Origin of the sequence: Lysinibacillus sphaericus (genome assembly GCF_006864135.1) — a bacterium.
Classification (GTDB): domain Bacteria; phylum Bacillota; class Bacilli; order Bacillales_A; family Planococcaceae; genus Lysinibacillus.
In genome coordinates this window covers 294,911-320,099 of record NZ_SADV01000004.1, presented here as the reverse complement: position 1 = coordinate 320,099, position 25,189 = coordinate 294,911, and the positions used below count along the sequence as shown (strand labels likewise).

General features: G+C 35.0%; 25 protein-coding genes and 1 riboswitch. Of the genes, 17 read left to right on the top strand and 8 right to left on the bottom strand.

Annotation, left to right across the window (positions count from 1 at the left end):
• Positions 1-769 precede the first annotated feature (769 nt).
• The gene (locus C7Y47_RS07565; protein WP_142508208.1) at positions 770-2,053 is read right to left on the bottom strand and encodes an MDR family MFS transporter; all 1,284 of its coding nucleotides are present in this window, start codon (positions 2,051-2,053) and stop codon (positions 770-772) included.
• A 207-nt stretch (positions 2,054-2,260) separates the two neighbouring features.
• Positions 2,261-2,869 (bottom strand): TetR/AcrR family transcriptional regulator, encoded by a 609-nt coding sequence (locus C7Y47_RS07560; RefSeq protein WP_142508207.1) that lies wholly within the window; start codon positions 2,867-2,869, stop codon positions 2,261-2,263.
• 329 nt (positions 2,870-3,198) lie between these two features.
• On the opposite strand from C7Y47_RS07560, the gene C7Y47_RS07555 reads away from it, so the two are divergent.
• From C7Y47_RS07555 to C7Y47_RS07540, 4 genes are all read left to right on the top strand, one after another.
• Positions 3,199-3,435 carry a hypothetical protein gene (locus tag C7Y47_RS07555; RefSeq protein WP_142508206.1) on the top strand — a complete coding sequence of 79 codons (237 nt, stop codon included), beginning with the start codon at positions 3,199-3,201 and terminating at the stop codon, positions 3,433-3,435.
• Positions 3,411-4,649 (top strand): hypothetical protein, encoded by a 1,239-nt coding sequence (locus C7Y47_RS07550; RefSeq protein ID WP_142508205.1) that lies wholly within the window; start codon positions 3,411-3,413, stop codon positions 4,647-4,649. Before C7Y47_RS07555 ends, C7Y47_RS07550 begins: the two co-directional genes overlap by 25 nt.
• Positions 4,650-4,967: 318 nt before the next feature.
• Positions 4,968-5,777 (top strand): TrmB family transcriptional regulator, encoded by an 810-nt coding sequence (locus C7Y47_RS07545; protein ID WP_142508204.1) that lies wholly within the window; start codon positions 4,968-4,970, stop codon positions 5,775-5,777.
• A 36-nt stretch (positions 5,778-5,813) separates the two neighbouring features.
• On the top strand, positions 5,814-6,878 hold the full coding sequence (locus tag C7Y47_RS07540; RefSeq protein ID WP_142508203.1) for a threonine aldolase family protein: 1,065 nt from the start codon (positions 5,814-5,816) through the stop codon (positions 6,876-6,878).
• A gap of 534 nt (positions 6,879-7,412) precedes the next feature.
• Here the strand turns inward: C7Y47_RS07540 and C7Y47_RS25535 are convergent.
• Positions 7,413-7,538, bottom strand: a complete 126-nt coding sequence (locus C7Y47_RS25535) for a hypothetical protein (RefSeq protein ID WP_255505065.1) — start codon at positions 7,536-7,538, stop codon at positions 7,413-7,415.
• 187 nt (positions 7,539-7,725) lie between these two features.
• Positions 7,726-7,836, top strand: a riboswitch (TPP riboswitch).
• A gap of 177 nt (positions 7,837-8,013) precedes the next feature.
• Between C7Y47_RS25535 and C7Y47_RS07530 the strand changes: the two genes are divergently transcribed.
• The 7 genes from C7Y47_RS07530 to C7Y47_RS07500 all read left to right on the top strand — a co-directional run bounded on the left by C7Y47_RS07530 (position 8,014) and on the right by C7Y47_RS07500 (position 12,565).
• A complete protein-coding gene (locus C7Y47_RS07530; protein WP_142508202.1) occupies positions 8,014-9,009 on the top strand; it encodes an ABC transporter substrate-binding protein in 996 nt (331 codons plus the stop codon).
• A 1-nt stretch (position 9,010) separates the two neighbouring features.
• The gene (locus tag C7Y47_RS07525; RefSeq protein ID WP_142508201.1) at positions 9,011-9,301 is read left to right on the top strand and encodes a thiamine-binding protein; all 291 of its coding nucleotides are present in this window, start codon (positions 9,011-9,013) and stop codon (positions 9,299-9,301) included.
• Positions 9,301-10,071, top strand: coding sequence for an ABC transporter permease (locus C7Y47_RS07520; RefSeq protein ID WP_142508222.1), 771 nt, complete (start codon positions 9,301-9,303; stop codon positions 10,069-10,071). The genes C7Y47_RS07525 and C7Y47_RS07520 overlap by 1 nt, the downstream gene beginning before the upstream one ends.
• Positions 10,049-10,798: an ABC transporter ATP-binding protein gene (locus C7Y47_RS07515; RefSeq protein WP_142508200.1), complete on the top strand. Its 750-nt coding sequence runs from the start codon at positions 10,049-10,051 to the stop codon at positions 10,796-10,798. The genes C7Y47_RS07520 and C7Y47_RS07515 overlap by 23 nt, the downstream gene beginning before the upstream one ends.
• Complete coding sequence (locus tag C7Y47_RS07510; RefSeq protein ID WP_142508199.1) at positions 10,788-11,537, top strand: TatD family hydrolase; 750 nt, start codon at positions 10,788-10,790, stop codon at positions 11,535-11,537. Before C7Y47_RS07515 ends, C7Y47_RS07510 begins: the two co-directional genes overlap by 11 nt.
• A gap of 196 nt (positions 11,538-11,733) precedes the next feature.
• Positions 11,734-12,129: a hypothetical protein gene (locus C7Y47_RS07505; RefSeq protein ID WP_142508198.1), complete on the top strand. Its 396-nt coding sequence runs from the start codon at positions 11,734-11,736 to the stop codon at positions 12,127-12,129.
• A 13-nt stretch (positions 12,130-12,142) separates the two neighbouring features.
• Positions 12,143-12,565: a DUF5360 family protein gene (locus C7Y47_RS07500; protein WP_142508197.1), complete on the top strand. Its 423-nt coding sequence runs from the start codon at positions 12,143-12,145 to the stop codon at positions 12,563-12,565.
• Here C7Y47_RS07500 and C7Y47_RS07495 read toward each other — a convergent pair.
• The 5 genes from C7Y47_RS07495 to C7Y47_RS07475 all read right to left on the bottom strand — a co-directional run bounded on the left by C7Y47_RS07495 (position 12,562) and on the right by C7Y47_RS07475 (position 17,346).
• Positions 12,562-12,744, bottom strand: coding sequence for a hypothetical protein (locus C7Y47_RS07495; RefSeq protein WP_142508196.1), 183 nt, complete (start codon positions 12,742-12,744; stop codon positions 12,562-12,564). The two genes, C7Y47_RS07500 and C7Y47_RS07495, sit on opposite strands and share 4 nt — an antisense overlap.
• A gap of 332 nt (positions 12,745-13,076) precedes the next feature.
• Entirely contained in the window at positions 13,077-14,621 is a 1,545-nt protein-coding gene (locus C7Y47_RS07490; RefSeq protein ID WP_142508221.1) for a solute symporter family protein, read from the bottom strand.
• Positions 14,622-14,629: 8 nt separating this feature from the next.
• A complete protein-coding gene (locus C7Y47_RS07485) occupies positions 14,630-14,968 on the bottom strand; it encodes a DUF485 domain-containing protein (RefSeq protein ID WP_142508195.1) in 339 nt (112 codons plus the stop codon).
• 488 nt (positions 14,969-15,456) lie between these two features.
• Positions 15,457-17,010, bottom strand: a complete 1,554-nt coding sequence (locus C7Y47_RS07480) for a solute symporter family protein (RefSeq protein WP_142508194.1) — start codon at positions 17,008-17,010, stop codon at positions 15,457-15,459.
• Positions 17,011-17,346 (bottom strand): DUF485 domain-containing protein, encoded by a 336-nt coding sequence (locus C7Y47_RS07475; RefSeq protein ID WP_142508193.1) that lies wholly within the window; start codon positions 17,344-17,346, stop codon positions 17,011-17,013.
• Between the two features lie 588 nt (positions 17,347-17,934).
• Between C7Y47_RS07475 and C7Y47_RS07470 the strand changes: the two genes are divergently transcribed.
• The 6 genes from C7Y47_RS07470 to C7Y47_RS07445 all read left to right on the top strand — a co-directional run bounded on the left by C7Y47_RS07470 (position 17,935) and on the right by C7Y47_RS07445 (position 25,026).
• Positions 17,935-18,522 (top strand): SCO family protein, encoded by a 588-nt coding sequence (locus C7Y47_RS07470; RefSeq protein WP_142508192.1) that lies wholly within the window; start codon positions 17,935-17,937, stop codon positions 18,520-18,522.
• Between the two features lie 327 nt (positions 18,523-18,849).
• Positions 18,850-19,308 carry a DUF523 domain-containing protein gene (locus C7Y47_RS07465; protein ID WP_142508191.1) on the top strand — a complete coding sequence of 153 codons (459 nt, stop codon included), beginning with the start codon at positions 18,850-18,852 and terminating at the stop codon, positions 19,306-19,308.
• Positions 19,309-20,205: 897 nt separating this feature from the next.
• Positions 20,206-20,910 (top strand): ABC transporter ATP-binding protein, encoded by a 705-nt coding sequence (locus tag C7Y47_RS07460; RefSeq protein ID WP_142508190.1) that lies wholly within the window; start codon positions 20,206-20,208, stop codon positions 20,908-20,910.
• A gap of 2 nt (positions 20,911-20,912) precedes the next feature.
• Entirely contained in the window at positions 20,913-23,237 is a 2,325-nt protein-coding gene (locus C7Y47_RS07455) for an ABC transporter permease (protein WP_142508189.1), read from the top strand.
• Between the two features lie 403 nt (positions 23,238-23,640).
• Complete coding sequence (locus C7Y47_RS07450; RefSeq protein WP_142508188.1) at positions 23,641-24,600, top strand: 2-hydroxyacid dehydrogenase; 960 nt, start codon at positions 23,641-23,643, stop codon at positions 24,598-24,600.
• 42 nt (positions 24,601-24,642) lie between these two features.
• Positions 24,643-25,026 (top strand): cupin domain-containing protein, encoded by a 384-nt coding sequence (locus tag C7Y47_RS07445; RefSeq protein ID WP_142508187.1) that lies wholly within the window; start codon positions 24,643-24,645, stop codon positions 25,024-25,026.
• Positions 25,027-25,189 lie beyond the last annotated feature (163 nt).

Genomic DNA, 25,189 nt, shown 5'->3' with positions numbered 1-25,189 from the left:
AAAATCGAACAAGAAGTGCCTTATTTTTATCTGAGAAAGGTTCGCTTTTATGAAAACGTAAGTTTTTCAGTGCCCTCCTTTATTGGGTGCTCTTTTTTACTATTTCAAGGAATTTTTTAAATGCCTGTTTATTTTGTATTTCATAAGTTTTGTTATTAAAGTTTACTAGTCCGTTTTCAATGATGTCAATATTATGCAAAGCGTTGTTATGATAAATAATCATAGAGTATCGGAATCCTGTGTAATAAAATTTAGAGCTAGTTCGTTTTATTTCTAGTTTTTTTAGTGAATTTATGAAAGTTGGAAATACAGTACTATCTTTTTTGATAGTTTTAACGTTTTTCTCTGTATCTATGAAACTAATATCATGGGTTTCCTCTGCTAAAGAATCAGTATCGAAAAAATCTTGTACAAGATTTTTTGTTTTGTATTCATTAAAAAATATAGTGAGCCCATTGCTATTAAAAAGAAAGCTATAAAAAATTTTATTTTTTTTCTCATTAAAAACACCCCTTAAAGTTATTTAAAATTTTAACCTTTTTGGGTTTTTTAGTCAAAATTATATAAACAAAATAGGCGGGTGTATCAAAAAAATGATGCCAATAAATGAATTAAGAAGTGCAGCTTTCCAACAGTTGGTTCTATATATGTTACTGCCGCTTCGCTTTCGCGCAGACAAAACATGTTGCGCTTTCGCACAAAAAACTTATGCAGGCCTTAGTATAAAGCTGAATCCGAACACAATTATGCCGAGCCGAGGCATAATTGATTAAGTAACAGATACTTTTCTATCATTCGTTTCACTAACTTTAGCGTATAGCGTTTTTGTTAATATGTAGTACAAAAATGTACCAGTTAATCCTAGAATAAGGAGCAATCCGCTCATATAAATGGGGCGAATCCACTCTCCAATGATGATCAATAACGAAGCTACAATCATTGCTCCGTAGCTAGTTAAGCTATTAAAAGCCATGTAGGTGCTACGAGCATTAGATGGGGCAAGTTCTCCTATCAAGGCCTGTTTAATAGGGACAAACATCAGCTCACCAATTGTTCCGATAAACATGGCAATAAAAAGAATCCACACGCTATTTGAAGAAGCGAAAATACTAAAACATATAGAAAAAATTAACATTCCTATAACAAGAGTCCAGCGATCACTGCATTTTTTAAATAAAAATAATATTGCACTTGATAGGATAACGACAAGAATAGTATTCTCCGTTCGAAGAAAACCAAGCATTTTTGTGCCATCTACTATGAAATCTATTCCAAAGAAGGAAGCTGAATGTTGAGGTATATCTTTTTCGAGACGAATCCCGATATAATTGGATAAAGACTGTTCCAAGGTAAAGATAAAGGTTGCTCCTAAAATATATAACATAAACAACTTATCTTTTAAAACAGTTGAAAAAGTTTGAAATATTTCTACTGATGAGAACTTTTTCTTATGATGAGAAGTCTTAGGTGAAGGTTCTGGTGCATACGTTTCTGTAATAAAGAATACATTCATGAATACAGATAACAAAGTGATAAGTGATATCCCAATAAATAGCTCAAATAAGTAGTTTTTAAAAAGAAATGCTCCAATGATTCCTCCAATTGCAGTTGATAAATTCCCTAACCAGTAGCTAATTGTAAATACGAGCTTTCTCGATGCAGCATTTGTAACATCAATAATCATAGCTTGTGCAGCTGGCTGAAACATTCCTCCACAAAACATAGTGATAATGAAGAATGCTGCAGAAATATAAGGTAGGTTAAACCAAGGTGAATTACAAAGTGCTATAAATAGATACGATAACAATAGTCCAAGTTCAGCATAAATCATTATTTTTTTTCGCCCTATTTTATCTGAAATATGCCCTCCGATAAACCCTCCAATGACCCCACTAATCACTATTAAAATAAGAATAATACCTGTTTTAGTAGCTCCGATATTCTGAGTAAAATAAATTGCCAGAAAAGGAATAACAGCCATAGAAATAAGGCCGCCTAGAAATTGCATGGCTAAGCGAAGTTTGATGTTGGGATGGATATCTCTCAATTTCATATAATCACTCCTAAATATATTAAATATGAGCTATTTCCGATAGTATCTTCAGGTGTCTTAGTTGGGGGATATCTATTGATTATCCTATAGGAAGTGACTCTTTGACTCTATTTATGTTCAATTTGTTTGACTTAAAAGAAAGTCATCCAAACTAATTTCATCTTGAATATTGTCTACAGGTGTGGACCGGGCAAAGGGGTAGGGGGCTTATTTATTTGAGATAGGCCCAAATAATCTCAGGGCTTGTCGCGATATATCATTCCTCATCTCGTTTGTATATTCATCAATAAACGTTAAACGCATTCCGTTTAAGATGGATAAGTATGATTCAGCAATTAATGAAGGTGATTCTTCATAAAAGTATCCAAGCCTTTGCCCTGATTCAATAATTGGATAAATACTGCCCTTGAATAATTTCGCAAAATCATCCAGTTCTTTATAAAGCTTTGGAAATCGTTCAGGTCTTGCAAGAACCTGCTGAATTAGACGTAGAAATTCAATTCTAATTGCAAAAAGTTGCACATGACAATCTATCATTTCCTTTATAACTGTAAGAGGCTCATCTTTAAAGTGTTCTTCTATCTCAATAAAATATGGTTTGATTTCTTCCAATGACTCCAAAAAAGCTACTTCATAAAGTACTTCTTTTGAATCAAAGTATGTAAATACTGTACCAAAGCTAACACCAGCTTCCTTTGCTATTTCGGCAACTTTTGTCTCTGCAAAACCATTTCCACTGTATAATTTAATAGCGGCTTTTAGGATAGCAGATCTTTTTATCTTCTTTTTGTCATCATTAGTAAGTTTAGTTTCCATTTAGAAAGTCCTTTCGCAACAAATGATTGATTGATCAATCAAATTTTATTGTGATTTGTTTCCATTGTCAATATAATGAAAGAATTTTTTGTATTTTTAGTTATATGCTTCAAAAGTTGGGTTAAGTCTCTTTGAAGGCTGTTTTCGTATAGATTGTTGCAGTTTCAACTACTGTGCAGGTTAGTGCAAGAAGGATTATCTGATAAATGGAGTATTTTGTTTTTTATAGTGGTTCTAAGAGGGCATATAACAAAAGATTTACTCCATCCTAAATAGGTATATTAATCTTATGATTAATATACCTATTTAGTTATGGGACGGTGTTAATTTTGAGTTTCTTAAAAAAAATCTCCTGTTTGTTAGTTGTTTTTTTAGTTTTTGTAAATTTAATTGATAGTGAAGGAATCGCTTCAGATGGTGAAATTACATTAAAAGAGGCGATTAATATTGGATTACAGAGAGCAAAAGAATGGAATGTAAATGCAACACTTACTAGAGTAAATAGTGTAGATGAAACGATGGGAGGCTCGAGAGGGGAAACTTGGGACGCTTTAATTGGTTTATGATCTTTGTAGTTCCAGGAACAGATGATTATGTACTAATTGGTATTTCAGAAAAGAAAATTACAGTGTTTAGACCGAGTAAGCAAACACCGGATCCAACAATACCCTACAATGAGATTAAGTTGGATAGCTCTGATGTTCTTCAACTAGCAAAGGATAAATACGGACTAAACCCAGGAAAAGATTGGGCAACAGGATATCATTTTACACTTGATAGTATCGATGGTTTGCCTATTCTAACAGTGTTTGGAAATGATCGAGATAACCGTTTTACTCGAATTTCATTCAATGCTCAAAACGGAGATGTGGTCAGTGCTATTCATAAATTACCATACGGTGGAGGATTAATATCCAAACGAAATGGCAGCGATAACCTAACCAAACAAGGGATGGCGATTACGGGGGTTGTCGCTGGAAAAAACAATTTAGTGGTATGGGGAGACAAAAAGCCAACACAATTTAGTACAACCAAGCAACCGTTTTTTGAATGGAGCCATAACAATGGTGAAACATGGACAGAACTCCAAGCTAATAATTATGTAACACAAGCGTGGTTTGATATAAACGATCAATTATATGTAGCTACGGAAAAAGAATTATGGGCAGGTATTACATCAAAAAGTAAAGGGACGAAAATTCTTTCATTGGACCAATCAATCGAGAAAATCGATTATTCAATCAACAACCATATAGCTGTGCTATCAAATGGAAAGGTTTACTATACCAATCAAGGTGAGAGTTGGGAACGAACTATAGTACCTAAACTATTTTATGTGGTTCAAATATCGGATGATGGTGATTTGGTAGGACTTACAGAAGAAAGGAAAATTCTTCAAAAGACAAATGATGAGTGGAACGAGATAACTATGCTGAATAGAAATGATGAACCTCTAGATATGAAAGTGATTAATAATAGGCTATTTATTACCACACTAAGTGGAATTTGGATCCGAGATCTTCAAGAGGGAAATTGGAGAAAAATTAAAGTTGATGAAGAGGTAGTTAAATTCGTTAAAAAAGGAGAGAAATTATTCGGAGTTACACATAGAGGTGAAGCTATTTATTCCATCAACATGAAAGATGAAGGAAAATCTGAAAAAGTGTTTGATGCGAGGAATTTAGTGGTTTGGGATGTGGATATCATGAGAGATACTTTATGGATTGCAACTATACCCGATTATTCGTGGGAAGAAATGAAGATTCCGCAGAGACGGTGAAAGTTTGAAGTGTATATCTATGAAAAAACAATGTGAAGCATTTCACTTAAACTAACGGTGGCTTATCTTGAAGATCATTGAGCTACTTGAATTCGTTATTTAGCGCTTACTTTTCCCATTAAAAAAGCTCTGAAAAATTAGATTGTATGTCTAACTTTTACGGGGCAGTTCAGGCTTGGACAGTTTTTATAAATTTTGACTTTGAATCAATCTTTTAAAAAATATTTATAGTAGTAAGGGTTATTACAACTTTTTATTGACAAAAAAGTTAAAAATATTATAGTAGTAATAACGATAACTACTAACAAGGAGAATACTATGGACGATCTAATTGAGAGGTTTGAACAGATTGGATTTTCAAAAAATGAAGCAAAGGTTTACATAACATTACTGAAGGAACCTGCTATTAATGGATATGAAATCAGTAAAAAGAGTGGTGTGCCTCGCTCTATGGTGTATGCAGTCATTGCGAAACTAGTAGCGAAAGAAGCAATCACAGAGTTACGCACCGAGCCACCAACCTATACTCCAGTGCCAGTAAAGGAACTGGTCATGAATCGAAAAAGGCAAGCAGAGGAGACATTTACCTTTTTAGAGAAAGAATTGCAAGTTATTGAAAAACCTGTTGAAGTGAATGCGATTAAGCATATTGAAGGGAGAACGAAAATCATTCATGCCATGCAAAAATTAATGCAGGCATCAAATGAGGAGATTTGGCTTTCTATATGGGAAGCCGAAATGGGTGAATTGCGTAGTTCTGCCGAAAAACAAGTTAAAAAAGGAACTACAATGTATTCATTACTCTTTACAGATGAAGAAACTTCATCTTTTGGAAATGCATTTTATCATCGTCCGTATACAGCTTCAGTTGAAAAAAATAGAATGAGCCAAAGATTAACAATTACTATTCAAGATAATAAAGAGGTTCTGATAGCGGGCTTTATTGACGGTCAGATCCCACAGGCAATTCAAACAACTGAACCAATGTTAGTTCTTTTAGCTAAAGAATATATTCGCCACGATATTATGATGAAAGTTGTTACGGAAAATTGGGGAAATGAAAAGTTAAATTCATTAATGCAAGGCAATGACCTATTAACTTATATTACTCAAAACGTAAAAAGATGATTCAAAAGAAATTAGATAGGTTCGGAGGAGATATGGATGATACGATTTGAAAATGATTATGCAGAAGGGGCTCATAAACGAATTTTGCAACGAATAGTGGAAACTAATGAAGAGCAGACACCCGGGTATGGTGTGGATGAATATTGTGAAAAAGCCAGAACTTATATTAAAAAAGCATGTGATGTAGAGAATGCAGATATACACTTTTTAGTTGGAGGAACACAAACAAATGTTACAACTATTGCTTCCATATTACGTCCGCATCAAGGCGTAGTAGCTGCAACTACGGGTCATATTGCAGTACACGAAACTGGGGCAATTGAATCTACTGGTCATAAAGTACTTACTTTGCCGAGTGATGATGGAAAAATCAAAGCAGAACAAGTAAAAGAATTATATGATGCTCATTGGAATGATGCCGCTCATGAACATGTGGTACAGCCAGGGTTAGTTTACATTTCTCATCCTACCGAGAATGGAACAACTTACAGTAAATCTGAGTTGGAAAAATTAAGTCAAGTTTGCCGAGAATGTGGTTTGCCATTGTTTATGGATGGAGCCAGATTGGGGTATGGTCTGGTTTCACTAGATAGTGATTTATCCTTAGCAGATATTGCAAGACTTTGTGATGTGTTCTATATCGGAGGAACGAAAATAGGAGCATTGTTTGGTGAAGCAGTAGTCATTATAAATGAAGACCTTAAAAAAGATTTTCGATATTTTATCAAGCAAAAGGGAGGATTACTGGCTAAAGGAAGATTATTAGGAATCCAGTTTGAAACTTTGTTTGAAGATGGCTTATACTTTGAACTTTCCAACCATGCTGTGGAAATGGCAATGATGATTCGAGAGGCGTTTGTAGAAAAAGGATTTTCATTACGTTACGATTCCAAAACAAACCAACAGTTTCCCATTTTAACTAATAATGCGTTAGTAAAATTGTCCGAAAAATATTCCTTTACTTTTTGGGAAAAAGTCGATGCTACACATAGTGTTGTTAGATTTTGTACTAGTTGGGCTACAAAATACGAGCATGTAGAAATGCTGATAGAGGATATTAAGGAATTAGAATCGGAATCTGTGAATGGTGTATTGACTTGAATCAATAGTTTTGGAAGAGAAAAAGCCGATGATGGAGTTTTATACAACGAACAGTTATATAAAAGTATATGAAACACAAATTGTTACAGTTAAAGAAGGATTTGTTGTATTTAAATAAACTTTTTTATCCAGGCGGTGGCGGTATGAATTTGCAATTATCAAATCTCGAAAAGTTAATTAGCTTCACAACACCTAATGGAGAAAGAGGCTGGGACAAAAAGAAAAAATGTTAGACCAAGATACAATGGGTCTAACATTTTTTTGATTTAGGAAAGAATATTTAACTCAGTGAGGCGGAAAAGTTATTATCCATTTTCGCTATTTTTCAAAATAATCGAGTTCTGTCCCAGCCTCTTTTATTTTGTTGCTTTTTCTAAAATACTAAAAAAACCGTTATCGTTTACGATGGCATAGTCTTTATTTTGCTTTTTGAAAAGCCTTTATAAGTTCTTGTTGCGTTTTTTCTGGAATTTCAATTTCCTTAAATATTTCTTTTTTGTCCATATCGATACTAAAGATGGTTACAGTTGGATTTTATGCATTAAAATCAGCGTTTTCTAATACATCTGTTGCAGAGTCGTTTTGGTCTTTCATTGCAATAAAAAAAGTAACAGCAATAATGATAATGAGTAAAGGTAATATAATAATAAATTTTTTCATATTGACCTCCCTCTTCAATAATTGAATTATAGCAAATTTTAAGTATTAAGGGACAATAAGGAGCCTCCTGTATAGTATTGGGGGCTTCTGTTTACATAGTGGAGAAATAAGAATTACAGCATTCGGCAAACAGAGCCTTGTCATTTGCGGATAGATATGGGTATAATAATCACGAAAAGTTCATATGGAAAGAATGTAGGGGGGCTGGTAGTTGCCAGCTGAGATTGTGTCCGATAGACGCTGACCCTTTGAACCTGATTTGGCTCGTACCAGCGTAGGGAACATCTATTCAAAAAATGAAAGTTTTTGATACTGATTGTAAAACGTCTGGGAGGAATCCTAGGCGTTTTTTGTTTTCGGACATTTGTTGCATGCACAGACCTTTGGTGTAAACAGACCGTGAATACGCTTTCTTCTGGTAAAGACATTCATACATACATGAACACTTTCACACTACTTACTTGGAGGATTCAGCATGAAAAAATGGTTATTGGTCCTAATTGTTGCACTTTTAACATTAGTGGGCTGTAGCGAAAAAGAAGCTAAAAAGGATACTAAAGGATTAACAAAAGTATCGGTCGTTCTTGATTGGACACCAAACACGAATCATACAGGATTATATGTAGCGAAAAAACTTGGCTACTTTAAGGAACAGGGCTTAGATGTCGATATTTTATTGCCTGGCGAAGCGGGAGCAGATCAGCTGGTGGCGTCTGGCAAGGCTCAGTTTGGCGTAAGTTATCAGGAAGGGATTACACAAGCACGTGTGCAAGATGTACCATTAGTATCGATTGCAGCGATTATTCAACATAATACTTCTGGCTTCGCATCCATTGCATCAAAAGGCATTACATCACCGAAGGATTTTGAAGGTAAAACATACGGAGGCTGGGGTGCACCACTTGAAAAGGCTGTACTGCAATCACTAATGCAAACAGAAAATGCGGATATTAATAAGTTAGATATAATCAATGCAGGCGACATAGATTTCTTCACAATGATGAAAAAAGATATTGATTTTTCGTGGATTTATTATGCATGGACAGGTATAGAGGCAGAACTACGTGGCGAAAAGCTCAACATGCTATATTTAACAGATTATAGTGATCAGTTAGATTATTACACACCTGTACTTGCTACAAATGAAAAAATGGTTAAAGATAATCCTGAAACGGTAAAAGCGTTTGTCGCTGCTACAGCAAAGGGCTATGAATATGCGATAAAACACCCTAATGAAGCGGCAAATATTTTACTAGAAGCAGTACCTGATTTAGATAAAAACCTTGTGCATAAAAGTCAGGAATGGCTAGCAGATAAGTATCAAGACGACGCTGCGCAATGGGGCGAGCAAAAGCTAGCTGTTTGGGAAAATTACGCGAAATGGATGGCGGACAACAAAGTTTTAGAGGGCGAATTTAACGCAAAACAAGCATTTACAAACGACTTTTTACCGAAAAAGGAGACAAAGTAATATGGCAAACTCATTAATAAGTGTACAAATTATCCCGAAAACTGAAAAATATGAAGATGTGATTCCATTTGTCGATGCAGCGATTGCGGTTATCGAAGCATCTGGGGTGAAATATGAAGTTCATCCATTAGAAACGACAATGGAGGGTGAGCTATCGACTTTACTACAAATCATTGAAAAAATGAATGACAAGATGATTGAGCTTGGCGCTATTAATGTCATTACACAAGTGAAAATTTTATATCAACCATCTGGTATTACAATGGATACACTAACGGAGAAATACAAGTGATGAGGCAGGCTTTCAAACAAGGAAGGACGATAATTTTTATCGCCTTCCTCTTATTCATATGGGAACTAATTGTCCGCTTTGCAGACGTACCACATTGGCTGTTGCCCGCACCAAGTGCCATTTTGAAAGAAGGCTTTCAGTCGTATAAGACGTTTGTACCACATGCTTTAGCGACTGTTCAATTAGCACTTCTTGGTCTAACAATTGGGATATTGTGTGGGCTAACAGTTGCTGTGCTTTTACATCGTTTTACGTTTGTACGGGAGCTATTTTATCCTATTCTTATCATGTCGCAGAATGTTCCTGTGCTCGTTTTAGCACCGTTATTAATCATTTGGTTTGGCTTTGGCTTAATGCCGAAGCTCATTATTATTTGTCTTGTATGTTTTTTCCCCATCGTTATTTCGGCAATGGATGGCTTCCGTCAAACCTCACTTGAGCTGAAACATTATTTTGAAATGATTGGGGCAACGAAATCACAAACCTTTTGGAAGCTTGAATGGCCATATGCGTACCCGTCGATTTTTTCAGGCATTAAGATTGCGGCGACGTATAGTGTTATGGGAGCTGTCATTGCAGAATGGTTAGGTGCGAAAATGGGGATTGGCGTCTATATGACATTGGCGCAATCTTCATTTCGAACGGATCGTGTGTTTGTAGCGATTTTTGCCATTATTTTTTTAAGTTTACTATTATTTAGTGCTATTCGATTTTTAGAAAAACTTGTAGTGAAGGGAAGAGGAAACTATGCTAAGCGTTCAAAACATTGATAAATCTTTTGATTCTCTTCCGGTTATTCGTAATTTATCTTTTGAGGTGAAGGACGGCGAATTTGTGGCGATTATCGGTCCGTCAGGCAGTGGAAAAAGTACACTCTTTCAATTAATTGGTGGTGTTTCATCAATTGATAAGGGTGCTATTTTATTAAACGGTACAGATATCCAACAAAAAAGAGGAACAATTGGCTATATGCCTCAGCAGCCATGCTTATTACCATGGCGTACGATAGTAGAAAACGTCACGATGGTCGAAGAGCTTCATGGAAAACCAAATTTGAAGGTAGCCAAGGAATGGTTAGAGAAAGTGGGGCTAGCTGCGTTTGAACATGCGTATCCAAATGAGCTGTCGGGTGGAATGCAACAGCGAGTATCGTTTATTCGCGCAATCGTTAGCAATAAGCCCATTTTATGCTTAGATGAGCCGTTTTCTGCACTTGATGAGTTTACAAGGCTTGAAATGCAGGCGTGGCTTTTGTCGCTATGGGAGAAAGATCGAAAATCAATATTATTCGTTACACATAGTATTGAGGAAGCTCTCTTTTTAGCTGATCGTATCATTGTCCTAACGAAACGGCCTGCGACGGTTAAAAAAGAAATTACCGTACCTTTTGCAAGGCCACGCCAAGAAGAAATTCGCCATTCCGCTACATTTACGGCATTGAAGCAACAATTATTCACGTATTTAAAAGAAGAGAAGGATGATGCGAATGTTGATTGATGCACATATTCATTTAGATCAGTATAAGGAACACGACATTCCAACTTTACTAGAAGAAGCTGAACATGTCATTGCCGTTAGCATGAATCTTTCATCGTGCGAGAAGACATGGAAGCTAACGAAAACCTATGCAAAAGTAAAAGCAGCATTTGGTTTTCATCCTGAACAACCGTTACCAAGTGAAACGGAGGAAGATACATTATTTGAGTGGATACGCCAACATGCTCATGAAATGGTGGCAATCGGCGAGGTAGGCTTGCCTTATTATTTGAGACAGGAGAAGGCGATTGATGATCGTCCGTATGTAGCATTGTTAGAACAGTTTATCGTATTGGCGAAGGAATTAAATAAACCGATTGTATTACATGCGGTTTACGAAGATGCGGCGATTGTTTGCGATTTACTAGGAAAACATCAAGTAACGAAAGCGCATTTTCATTGGTTTAAAGGAGATGAGGAAGTGATTGAACGGATGATTTCTAATGGATATTTCATTTCGGTCACGCCTGATTGTACGTATGAGACTGAGATTCAACAACTTATCAAAAAATACCCGATTGAGCTGATGATGGTAGAAACAGATGGACCATGGCCGTTCGAAGGTCAATTTGACAATAAACGAACATCTCCTTGGATGATGGATCATTCCATCGAGGTTATCGCTTCGATAAAGGGTCTTACAACTGAGGAAGCGGCGCGTATCATTACAAGAAATACGACAACATTTTATAATTTATAGCAAATAACGCAGTTGTTCTTTTAAAGAGCAGCTGTGTTTTTGTTAAAAGTATCAGAATCGCTGATAAAACGTCGAACATCGCTGATAAAAGAGCTAGAATCGCTGATAAAGCATCAAATATCGCTGTTAAAACATCAAACATCGCTGATAAAAATTGTAGAATCACGATAGCCTTTTTGCAATAGATGAACTGAAGATGAGAGAGGAAGAAATACTGCAAGATTCAACTTTAAATCTATTAGAAAAACTACAGAAATGTCTTGTACTCATTCCAGCAGATTTTCAATTTGCTCAACTCAAATATTTAGTAGAGCTTCAACGCTATTATCCTAAGCAATGGGAAACACTCGATCAATTTATTCATGAACAATGGACAGGTATCTTTTCTCTACTAGATGAAGGGATTGCCACAAAAAAAATACGTGTCTTTAATAAAGGGATATTTATAGAAGTCTATATTGGAGGGTTTTATCGATTGATGGAACATGGATCGATAAACAGAAATAAGATTTCACTTCAAGATGCAATGCAGGAAATGGTAGACATTTTTATGCATGGAATTCTTGAAGAAAACGTTTATGAAGAAAACTAAATGGGGGTTGTAGATGAGTAAAGCTTTAAGATTAATATTTTTAGTTACCGATTTCTTTTTTATACTCTATTGGCTAGTCACTTTTTTCCATTTGATCCCAGAAGAGTATTTATACCAGGATTATCAAAATGAATTATTAGTAATATGGAATTGGTCGTTCTTCCCGCTAGATATTTTAATTTCAGTTACTGGTTTTATAAGTCTCTACCTTTTTAAAGTGAAAAATGCAAAGTGGAGAGCATTTGCCTTAGAATCTCTAGCATTAACATTTTGCTCAGGATTACAGGCGATTGCTTTTTGGACAATAAAGCTTGATTTTGATCTTATGTGGTGGATACCTAATCTTTTTCTTTTACTATATCCATTGTACTTTATTCCAAAGCTTATTACATTTAGACATCAAGATGTCGCATTACAAGCAAAACACAACCACTAATCATCCTCTGTGTGGTTGTGTTTTCTATGTTTTGTAAAATTTTGTTCAAGGCTCTCTTTTTTAGTTTTCGTTACACGTTCATATGTACTGAAAGGGGAGAACTGACGATTTTTCTCAACGTCTTTTCCTTCCGTACGCTTAATATACGAGCGCTTCTTTTTTGCTTTTGATTGTGTCATTGTTATTCCTCCTTTTCATTCTAACTATACCATAAAATGGGATTGATTTCGGTTCCAACTGTGCGCTTTGCTGCTGACGCTACGCTTTCGCACAGAAAGCAATTGCTGCTGACGCTACGCTTTCGCACAGAAACTAATTGTTGCTGACGCTACGCTTCGCACAGAAAACAATTGTTGCTGACGCTACGCTTTCGCACAGAAAACAATTGTTGCTGACGCTACGCTTTCGCACAGAGCAAAGCTTCTTGGATGCGTTAGATGAGCGCTTGGGCAACAAGTTAAGAAAAAGAAAAACCTCGTAAGTATTATTAACTTACAAGGTCATTGTTATATTAGTGAGATACGTCCTGTACAGAAATACCTGTGTTAGCTTTAACATCCACTTCACGATATTTCTTAGCATCTGATTCCTTAGAAAGGAATGTTCCGATGAAACCTCCAAGGAAGCCAAGTGGTACAGAAATTATTGCAGGGTTCGTTAACGAAATTAATGGATTTCCAACGAAAATTGCTTTTCCTTCAACTGGATTCCAAAGGTTTGGTGAAACTGCAACAAGAATTAAAGCAGAGATTAAACCTGTTAACATTGCTGTAATAGCACCTGCTGTATTAAAGCGTTTCCAGTAGATTGTATAGATGATTACAGGTAAATTAGCTGAACCTGCAATACAGAATGCAAGTGATACTAAGAACGCTACGTTTAATGTTTGTGCACCAAGTGCTAAAAGGATTGAAATAACAGCGATTGTGATAGAACCGATACGAGCTGCAAGTACTTGCTCTTTCTCTGTGATTTTGCCTTTTTTAATGATTTGGCCATAAATATCATGCGAAAGGGCAGATGCACCAGAAAGTACAAGACCAGCTACTACCGCTAAGATTGTTGCGAAAGCTACCGCACATACGAATGAGAATAGTATGTCTCCACCAAGTGCTTCCGCAAGAAGTGGAGCAGCCATGTTACCAGCAGCGTTTGCAGAAATAATTTCTTCTTTACCAACGAATTTAGCTGCACCGAAGCCTAAGAAGATTGTAAGAATGTAGAAAATACCTACAATCCAAGTAGCCCAGATTACTGAGGAACGAGCAGTTTTCGCATCTTTTACTGTAAAGAAGCGCATTAGGATATGTGGAAGTCCTGCTGTACCTAATACTAAAGCGATTAACATTGAAATTGTATCTATACCATTTTGATATTTAAGACCTGGGTTCAAATAAGCTGCACCGCTATCAGTTGCAGTTTCCATTTCTTTAAACATCGTTGCAATACTAAAGCCGAATTCTTTTAATACTAAGAATGAAATAATAACTGTTCCTAACATTAAAAGACAAGCTTTAATAATTTGTACCCAAGATGTTGCAGTCATACCACCAAATAGTACGTATGTTGTCATCATAAAGCCCACGATTAATACGGCAAGCCAATAGTCGATCCCTAAAAGTAATTGAATAAGTGCTCCAGCACCAACTAGTTGTGCAATCATGTAGAATAATACAATTGTAATAGTGCTTAAAGCTGCTGTACCACGAACTTTAGCGCTATCAAAACGCGCTGTGATCATGTCAGCTAATGTAAATTTACCAAGATTACGTAATGGCTCAGCAACGATGTATAGAACCACTAAGTAAGCTACTAAATACCCGATAGAGAAGAAGAATCCATCAAATCCAAATAATGCAACTGCTCCGGCTATCCCTAAGAAAGATGCTGCTGATAAGTAGTCTCCTGCGATGGCTAGTCCATTTTGCCAGCCTGTTAACCCGCCGCCTGCAGTATAGAAATCACTTGCAGAAGATGTTCGTTTTGATGCCCACCATGTAATAACTAATGTTAAACCAACAATGGCTACGAAGAAGAATATGGCTGTAAAACTCATCCCGTTATTCATCGGCGGCCACCTCCGTTCTCGTATTCAGCGATAATCGCCTGTGCTTCTTTATCAAAACTATTCGCTTTTGCTACATATACGTGACATAAGCTCCAAGTCATGATGAATAATCCTGCTGAATATAGCCACACCCAAGTAATTTCCCCAATTGCCTTTTGGTGTAGTATTGTCGTGAACGAAGTAAGAATTGGTAGCAACATATAAGCTGCTATGAAGATCACAGTTATTGACCATAGAAATGATTTCTTTCTTCGAACAAGCGCTTTAAATGATTCTTGACTTGCAATTGCATCATAGTCAATTACGACGCCCTTGCTTGCTTGATTGTTCCCCATTAACATTCCCCATTTTGTGTTTATTTTTTCTGCTTAAAGACTCGAATTTGCTAGGTTAGTGAATTCACCTCTTCATTTTATGAGACAGTTCACAAAATTGCAATACTTTTCAGAAAAATTATGAAAAAATAATTTTTAGAAAAATAGTCTTAAAAGAGAATATACATAACAAGCCCTAGAAATAAAAGGGTTTTGGAAAATTCTGATAAATAAGCGAAGGTAGGTCAATTCTAGATTTTCAAGTGGGAAATTAGGATAAAATTTTAAAAAGAAAATGGTTTTTTATAAAAAATAAACACTATTTACTCAGTGAAAATCAAATTTTTTTGAAAGAGAATAGTATTGTTCAATAGGTAAATTGGTAAATTTTTTATAATAAAAAGTTAAAAAACCCGACAAAAAATCGAGTTTTTTAACTTGATATTTTTATTATGAAGGATAGGACGATTGATATAGCCTTTTGCAATTATTTGGATTGCGGAAAGCTATCAATGAGAGATATCAGAGACGGATACACCTGTGTTTGCTTTCACGCGAATTTCCTTGTAAATGCGATCTTCCTCTTCCTGTGGTACTTTGCTAGAAGATAGAACAGTGCCTAAATAACCTGTGATAAAGCCAAGTGGAATTGTAATAACCGCTGGAACTGCTAACGGTACGATAGGATTACCAACAAATATTGCCGCACCTTCAACAGGACTCCATACATTTGGCCCCATAGCACCTAAAACTAAACATGATACTAAACCAGTTACCATCGCTGTTATAGCACCTGTTGAATTGAATTTTTTCCAATAAATTGTGTACAGAATAACAGGTAAGTTTGCTGAAGCACCGATACAAAATGCGAAGGATACTAAGAACGATACATTCAAGTTTTGCGCAAATAGTGCAAGGATAATGGAAACAAAGGCAATAAAAATTGAACCAGTACGAGCTGCTACAACTTGTTGTTTTTCTGTTAATTTACCACCTTTAATGATTTCTCCATAAATATCATGCGAAATCGCAGAAGCTCCTGTTAAAACTAAACCCGAAACAACAGCTAAAATAGTTGCAAATGCTACGGCACCGATAAATGCCATTAACACATCACCGCCCAAATAATTAGCAAGAAGTGGGGCAGCCGTGTTACCAGCTTTACTTTCAGCAAGAATTTTATCGATCCCTACAAAATTTAATGCTCCGAAGCCTAAAAAAATAGTTAATGAGAAGAAAATAGCTGTAATCCAAGTCGTCCATGAAATAGAAGAGCGAGCAGTTTTGGCATCTTTAACGGTGAAGAAGCGCATTAAAATATGAGGTAACCCAGAAGTTCCTAAGACAAGCGCCATCATCATCGAAATCGAATCAATTGAACTTGTATATTTCATCCCAGGTACAAGGAATTTCTCGCCATGATCCACAGCGATCGTATCAAACATTTTCATTAGAGAGAAGTCGAATTTAATTAATACTAATGTAGCTAATAAGCCTGTCCCAAATAAAAGAAGGCTAGCCTTAATAATTTGCACCCAAGAAGTAGCTGTCATGCCACCGAATAATACATAAATCGTCATCATAACACCTACGATTAAAACCGCAATCCAATACTCTATACCAAATAATAGTTTAATAAGAGCACCAGCACCTACTAATTGTGCAATCATATAAAGGATTACGATGATAATTGTTCCTGACGCAGCTACCCCGCGAATGCGTTTTTCATTAAAACGGGCAGTAAGCATGTCTGCTAAAGTATAACGACCTAAATTACGCATCGGCTCCGCAATTATATAAAGAAGAACTAAGTTAGCTACAACATAGCCTACAGAGAAGAAGAAGCCATCAAAACCAGTTAAGGCAATCGCACCGGATACGCCAAGAAATGCAGCGGCAGATAAGTAGTCACCAGCGATTGCAAAACCATTTTGCCAACCTTTAAGACCACCGCCAGCTGTATAAAAATCTGCCGCAGAAGACGTACGTTTCGCTGCGATATATGTTACTACAAGAGTTAAACTAACGATTGCTAAAAAGAAACCAACGGATACTAAGTTCATTTATTTTCCACCTTTCGCCTGATACTCAGCTAGTACTGCTGCCGCAGCTTTATCGAATGAAGCAGCTTTTTTCACATACACTGTACAAAGAACGATTGTCATCATGAATAATCCTGCTGAATAAACCCAAACACCTGTAATATTTCCGACAATTTTTTGTTGTAGTACAGGTTGAAAAGCGAGGATTGGTAGCAAAATATAAAGTGTTAAAAATACAGCTGTAATCGAGAAAAGGAAGGTATTCTTCTTTTTCACGAACTTGTTGAACGATTCCATAGCTTCAATTGCGCTATAGTCAACTGAATCTTTATTTTTGTCTCCAGAAATGTTTACCATTATTATTCCCCCTCAAGCCATATATTTCTGTCTTAAACGACATACTTCTTTTTTCTCTCGTCGTTATATTCACTTATTTTATGGGGAAGATTCTTATAATGCAATACTAAATTTCGAGTTTTTGTAATTTTTAATCATTTTCAGATTGTGGAAATAACATAGAAATAATAAGGATTTAATAGAAATAAACTGTATAAAAGAGAATGGTATTTTTTATAGAATAATATTCTTATAATAGTTTAATGATGATAATTGTGAATGTGGGAGAAAATTCGGGTGTGAAAGAGAAATTTTAAGAATTTATTATTGTGTCTTCATACGTAGGATATGCTTGGGAACTAAAAAAACTTTGTTATATAACAATTGTATGATGTCTTGGGAAATAACCAAAACAGTAAAATAACAGTTTAAAAAAATTTAAAAGAATTGTGAATTATCTGGAAATTATAGGATATTAATATACCAAAATCATACAATATACATTGAATGGACATAAAAAAATGAAAGGTTAAGCTCATATCTTGTATTCAGTAACTATAATTTATACAATAAAAAACGATGGTAAATTGAAGGGAAGTGTGCAAATATATGAAAAAGAACAGTGTCTTGCTCGTGTTGATACTAACATTAAGTAGCATTCTAACTGGTTGTGGAAGTTATAAATTTGAACCTGAAATGAACATAGAAGTACAGGATTTTTCGGTAACTAATCAAAGAAATGAAAAGGTTAGCCTTAATGATATTAAAGGCAAGCCGTCGTTAGCGATGTTCATCTTTACTAATTGTAATACCATTTGTCCGCCAATGACGTATAACATGACAGAGGTACAAAAGGCACTTCAGGATAAAGGCATGGAAGATTATCAGATTTTAGCATTTAGCGTTGATCCTCAGGTTGATAAGCCAGAAGTTTTAAAAAATTATTTAAAAACATATTCAGTTCCCGATGAAAGCAAATGGCAACTATTGACTGGCTATGATCAAAAGTTTATTGAACAGTTTGCTATGAAATCGTTTAAATCACACGTGAAAAATGATCCAAATACTGACCAAGTTATACATATGGGAAGGTATTACTTAGTTAATGCTGATGGGATTGTTGTGAAAGATTATGATGCTTATACAGATGTACCAGTTGAGACGATTGTGGCAGATATGCAGGCGTTAACTAAATAATAAAAATAACTCAGAGGTGGGAATGTTTTATTAAAAGTTAATAGTCAAAGTAATTCAGTTAATACATCAGTATCCTATATACAATGTGTAACATGATAATAAGCTATAAAGCTGAGCTATTTTTTATTAGTTCAGCTTTTATTTATGATTAAAGATATATAATTTGGAATGCTTATAAAATAAAAGTATTATATATGTATTCAACGAACGAAGCAGGTTAGTTGGAGAGTGTTGTTTAACTTGTGTTCAACAATCGGACCAGATAATGAAGTAAGAAATGATATTAATTGAAAAACATAAGGTGAAATTTAATTTGAGGTGATAGCAATGATATTAGTAAGTTCTTGCTTAGTAGGATTAAAAGTAAGATATAACGGTACGCATAGTTTAAATAATAAGATTCGTAAACTAATAGAAGACAATAAGGCGATTGCCGTATGCCCTGAATTGCTTGGTGGGTTTTCAACTCCCAGAGAACCTGCTGAAATAATAGGTGGTGATGGGGAAGATGTATTGAATAGTAAAGCCAAAGTGATTGAGATATCAGGTAAAGATGTTACGAAATTGTACATAAAAGGAGCTTACGAAACATTAAAACAGGCTATAGAGGTTGGAGCGACAATAGTCGTACTTAAAGAATATAGTCCATCTTGTGGAAGTTCAATGATTTATAATGGCGAATTTAAAAGTAAGAAAATTATTGGAAACGGAGTTACAACTGCTTTACTTAAAAGAAATGGAATACAAGTAATATCTGAAGAGCTGTTTTCCGATAATATCCATTGAAATTATTAAAAAGATTTTCGATTATAGAGCGCAATCCTGGAAAAGGATAAGCGCTCATTTTTGGTTTTATGGTCATTTAATTGAATAACTTACTTTAAAGAAAACTGGATATTTATATTAAATACAGAGTCAAATTTAAACTAACGGAGTAGGTTAATTTATGAGGGGAAATTTGGTTATGATTGAAATTTATGCAGTAATGGATTTATTAAAACATAATTCGGGGAGGTTTTTTGTGCAAACTGCAATACCAACTACTTCTATGTTTCTAATTAGAGGATTGTTTATTTTAGTTCGTACAATCCGTTCTATATACAAATCAACCAAAGGGGGAGGAAAGCGAATATAATTTATCCTCTTCTATTCTTAGCATCAGGATTTTCATTTCTTTGTGAATAAATATACTTATTCTAAGCCTCTAACATCTTGTCACTCATCATTTAAATCTTTAGGTAACCGATAATTATATTATGTCTACTAAAAATCAATAAAAGATACTGAAGCATTTTTAAACCTTCTTTTTTAAAAAGGAAATTAAAATGTATTTTTTACCAAACGTGTATATATTTAATTTTATCAGCTTATATATTATTAGAATGATTTAACTGTTTTTGGCCGAATCCGGACGAAATAATGCCGAGGCATTACTGCCGTCAATATTATGGAATCTTCGTGAAGCCGTGGGCGTGATGTGGTTGTAATCTCCACAGAGATCGGTAGATTGAAATCCTTTTTAAGTCGATTTAAATTTCTAATATTTTGCCGTGATTAACGGCTTCTTAATAAAGCCAAGCAACAAAAAGAGACAACTAAAAGTAACTCTAAAATATACGACAAATGTTGTTTATTTTAGAGTTACTTGCCGTTGATAAAAAATTATTTGAGGAGATGAAATAAATGAAAAAGTTAATCGAATTTAAAAACGTAACGAAAGAATACAAAATAGGAGAAGTCCCAATCAAGGCCCTTAATGGTGTTGATTTTTCCATAAATGAGGGGGAATTCGTCGTTATTTTAGGGGCTAGTGGTGCGGGTAAAAGTACGATTCTGAATCTTCTTGGCGGTATGGATACGGCTACCTCAGGTCAAGTCTTTGTTGGGAATCAAGAAATAACAAGATTGAACGAAAAAAAGTTAACGGAATATCGTGGTGAGAAAGTGGGTTTCGTCTTTCAATTCTATAACTTAATTCCGAATTTAAACGCTCTTGAAAATGTTGAGTTCGCTACTGAGGTATGTAAAAACAATCTGGATGCTAAAGATACTTTACATAAAGTCGGATTAGCGGATCGTATTAAAAATTTCCCTTCCCAGCTTTCTGGAGGAGAACAACAAAGAGTAGCTATAGCTAGAGCTGTTGCGAAAAACCCCTTACTTTTACTCTGTGATGAACCAACAGGCGCTTTGGATTATGTAACTGGCAAGTCTGTATTAAAGCTTCTGCAAGATTTAAATAGAGAAACGAAGAAATGTGTTATTTTAGTCACACATAATTCTGCCATTGCCCCTATGGCTGACAAAATAATTAAAGTAAAAAGCGGACTGATCGAAAGTGTTACGATAAATGAGGAAAAACAAAGTGTTGAAGGGATTGAGTGGTAATCATGAAATTGCTTTTAAAATTATTGAGGGACATCAAACAGTCTTTGGGGCAATTTATCGCCGTCGTGATTGTTATTGCAGTAGGTGCTTTTTTCTATGCGGGACTAGTAACCTACAGCACTAATCTTAATACGTATACGAAGGATTACTTTCAAAAACATAATTTAAGCGATTTACATGTATATTACAGTCAGCTTTCTAAAAATGATGTCACTCGGTTAAGTAAAATTGAAGGTATCAATAAAATCGAAGGACGTTATACCTTTGATGGTACGCAAACGTTTGAAGATTACAAAACGTCATTAAAAATTCATTCGATCCCAGACAACAATGAAATAAATACACCTACTATAACTGAAGGTAGTATCCCATTAAAAAAGGATGAGATTTTATTAGATTCTCATTATGCAAAAGAACATCAATATCGTGTCGGCGATCAAATCACGATAAATGCGAATGAAAGCAGCTTTAACTTTACAATTAGTGGCTTAGGTGAGAATGTTGAACACGCAAAAAAGAATGAAATTCAAGACCATAAAGCATATGGAGTCGCTTATATTGCTGAAGAAACATTACCCGAAATCTTAAATGGCTTTTACTTTAATGAAATCATCGTGGATGCTACAGAAGGTTACGATATTGAAAAGTTAGGCAAATCAATTGAAGAACAGTCCAAGCAGCTTAGCTATTTAGATCAAGTAAATAAGGAACGGACTTTGAACTATTCTAAAATCAATCAAACGATTAAAAATAATAACTTAATGAGTAAAGTTATACCTTTAGTACTTTTTTTGATTGAAGCGATTATCCTATTTCTCGCCATGTCGAGGATTATCGATTCGCAAAGGAATCAAGTTGGTATTATGAAGGCTTTAGGTGTAAAAAACAGCAACATTATGCTTCACTATATGGGATACCCTATGCTGGCAGGAATACTAGGCTCAATTATAGGTTGTGTAATTGCCGCTTTTGTATTTATTCCTTTAGTAACTACGTCTTGTGCAAGGGCCTACTCTTTGCCTGACATAAAATTCTCACTCTCTTTATTGTCAATCATCCCACCGATTATTTTCTCTAGTGCCTTTGGTGTTCTGTCATGTTACTTAAGTGGTAGAGCTATATTAAAGGAACATGCAGCTCAGGCTATGCGTCCTAAACCGCCAAAGAAGATGAAAAAGCTCTTGATAGAAAGAATTCCAGGTCTATGGAGTCGTATTTCCTACAGTTATAAACTCATTTTGAGAAATATATTTTTAAATAAACAAAAAGCTTTAGCAAGTTCAATTGGTGTTGTTGTAAGCACCGTTTTATTGATTACTGCTTTCGGTACTCAAGCATCCTTGCTAAAAGTAGCAGATCAAATTGAAGATGTTTATGCTTATGATCTAAGAGTCGATTATACGATGGGTACAAATTTTAAGACAGTAAAACTACCTTCTGAAATTAAAACTAGTTATTTGTTAGCTACTCTTCCTATTGAAATCATAAAAGATAATAAAAAAGAAAGCGCCAATTTAGTTGTTACTGAACAAGAAAACAATCTCGTTCATTTCTTCGACGAAAATGACAATAGAATAGCTTTAGAAAATAACGGTGTGCTTGTCCCCAAATCTTACGCTGACAAATATCATATTTCTAAAGGGGATCGTGTTAACATAAAGTTTACAGCGCCAGAGCTAAAAAATACTTCTGTAGAAATGAAGGTTTTAAATATCTCTACACAGTATTCGAATCCATCATTTTATAGTACACCAGAGTACTTAAAGAGCTTTAACATAGACTACAATCCAACTTCGCTTTTAGTTCAAACAAATAACGCTACAGATGCTATGAGCGCTCGTAATTTTTTTGAAAAAGATCGCAGTGTAGATACAATTGCCGATAAGAATGAATTAAAAAAATCGGCACAATATATTGTGAAGCAAAACAGTTTTGTATTTATCATGTTTATCACAAGCGCCATCATACTGTCCTTTGGCGCCATCTATACGATATCTTCCATCAACATATATGAAAGGAATCGTGAGCTGGCAACACTGAAAGTATTAGGCTATCAAAAAAATAAAATAAACAGATTAATATTTTTGGAAAACATTATCCTAACAACATTTGCGGTCATTGTAGCTTTACCAATCAGTGGCTATGTCTATAAAATTATCGTAAAGGCTCTATCAAGCACCCATCAACAAATCCCAGATAAATTAAATATGTTAATCATCTTAGTCTCTATAATTGTCGCGTTCTTACTGACTATAGTGTCTAACTTACTTCTTAGAAGAAAAGTGACGAAAATAAATATGATTGAATCGCTAAAAAGTGTGGAATAAAGTTTTTATGGTAAAGGTGTAAAAGGTGACCTTAATCAAGGAGCATCGATTGCTTAAAAAGGTAGACAAAAAACAATGTGTGGGTAAATATACGATGATAATGTAACGAATCAGTCCGATAATTTTTGGGCTGATTTTTTAATTTGCACGAAAGCTTTTGTTAAAAATATGTAATGTCGTTTGTATTTTTGTTAAAAGTGAACAATGTTATTTAATTACTCATATCCTACAATCAGATTAAGCGTATAGCAAGAAAAATAAGAAAAAACAGGAGTGTAAATCAATGTAAATACTAGATTTTTTGTGCGAAGTATACAAAAAAAGAAGTGTGATTCTCTCTTTCTAAACTATGGACACTAGTTAATCAACAGACGTATCGACATAAATAGGAGGAATGGATTGTATGTTAGTAAAATTATTAGAGCCATTAAATGTTCCAGATTCAATCATTGAAAAGTTAGCGGAACCAATCAAACAGGGCGGTCATGAATTTGTTTATTACAATGAGAAAACGTCTGATTGGGCAGAATTAGCAAGTCGTAGTGAAGGTGCAGATATTATTATGATTGCGAATAATCCTTATCCTACAGAAGTAATTGATCAAAATGACAAGTTAAAATTAATCAATGTGGCCTTTACAGGTGTTGATCATGTAGGTATCACACAAGCTAAAAACCAAGATATTATAGTATGTAATGCAGCTGGATATGCGAATCAAGCGGTTGCGGAATTAACGATTGGCCTAGTATTAGACGTGTATCGTCGCATTACTAAGGGTGATAGGGAAATTCGTGCCGATAATTTCCCAGGGGCATTCCAAGGTAGTGAAATTAAAGGTAAAACAGTTGGATTGATTGGTACAGGTAAAATTGGTTTAATGACTGCTCGATTGTTTAAAGCATTTGGTGCAAACTTAATCGCTTCAGATCAATCTAGTATTAATCCAGAAGCTAAAGATTTAGGTATCGAGTATATGGAATTAGATGAGTTATTAGTACAATCAGATATTGTGTCATTACATATTCCATTACTAGCTAGCACGAAAGGCTTAATTTCTAAAGAAAAATTACATTTAATGAAGGAATCAGCCATTATCATCAACTGTGCACGAGGCCCAATTGTTGACAATGATGCATTGGCGGATGCATTAAATGAAGGGCGAATTGCGGGAGCTGGTATCGACGTATTTGATATGGAACCGCCTATTCCTGGATACTATAAACTATTACACGCCAAAAATGTAATTTTAACACCACATGTAGGTTTCTTTACGGATGAAGCGATGGAACTGCGTGCTAAAATTGCATTCGATAACACTACAGCATTTTTAGACGGTAAACGCCAAAATATTGTTAAACGCTAAATAATGAAGGTTTTTGAAAATTTGAAACAAGGAGAAAATACAATGACATTTAAAAAAATAGCAAGAAAAGATTTAAAAAATCGTATTTTCCATTGGCCAGATATTCAAGAGTTTAGAGAAGAAGAAGCGACAAAACATATTTTCTATGAAACACCTAATACTGTAGGAGCTGTTTGGTGTATGCATCCAGGACAAGATTTGCCAATTCACTCGCACGACAAAGCTGATGATATTTGGATTGTTGTAGAAGGAACAGCAGATTTTTATCCAGAGTGTGGTGAAATGGTTCAAATTAAAGCTGGAGATGTTGTTGTTGCACGTGCTGGTGAAAAGCACGGAATGACTAATAATTCTGATAAAGATTTTGTGATGTTAGGGATTGCGGGGCCAACACCAATCGGCTTTATTCCGCATAAACATCATTAATTGAAAGAGCGCGTCTGTTGATTAGCTAGTTTTCATAGTAAAAAAGAAAGATTCCTCTTTGTAGAAGTACTACCTACAAAGGGGGAATCTTTCATGTCATCATTACAAATTGTCATACCTGTGTTGTATTGTAGATATAGGTCAGTCCGATAACCTTAAGGGT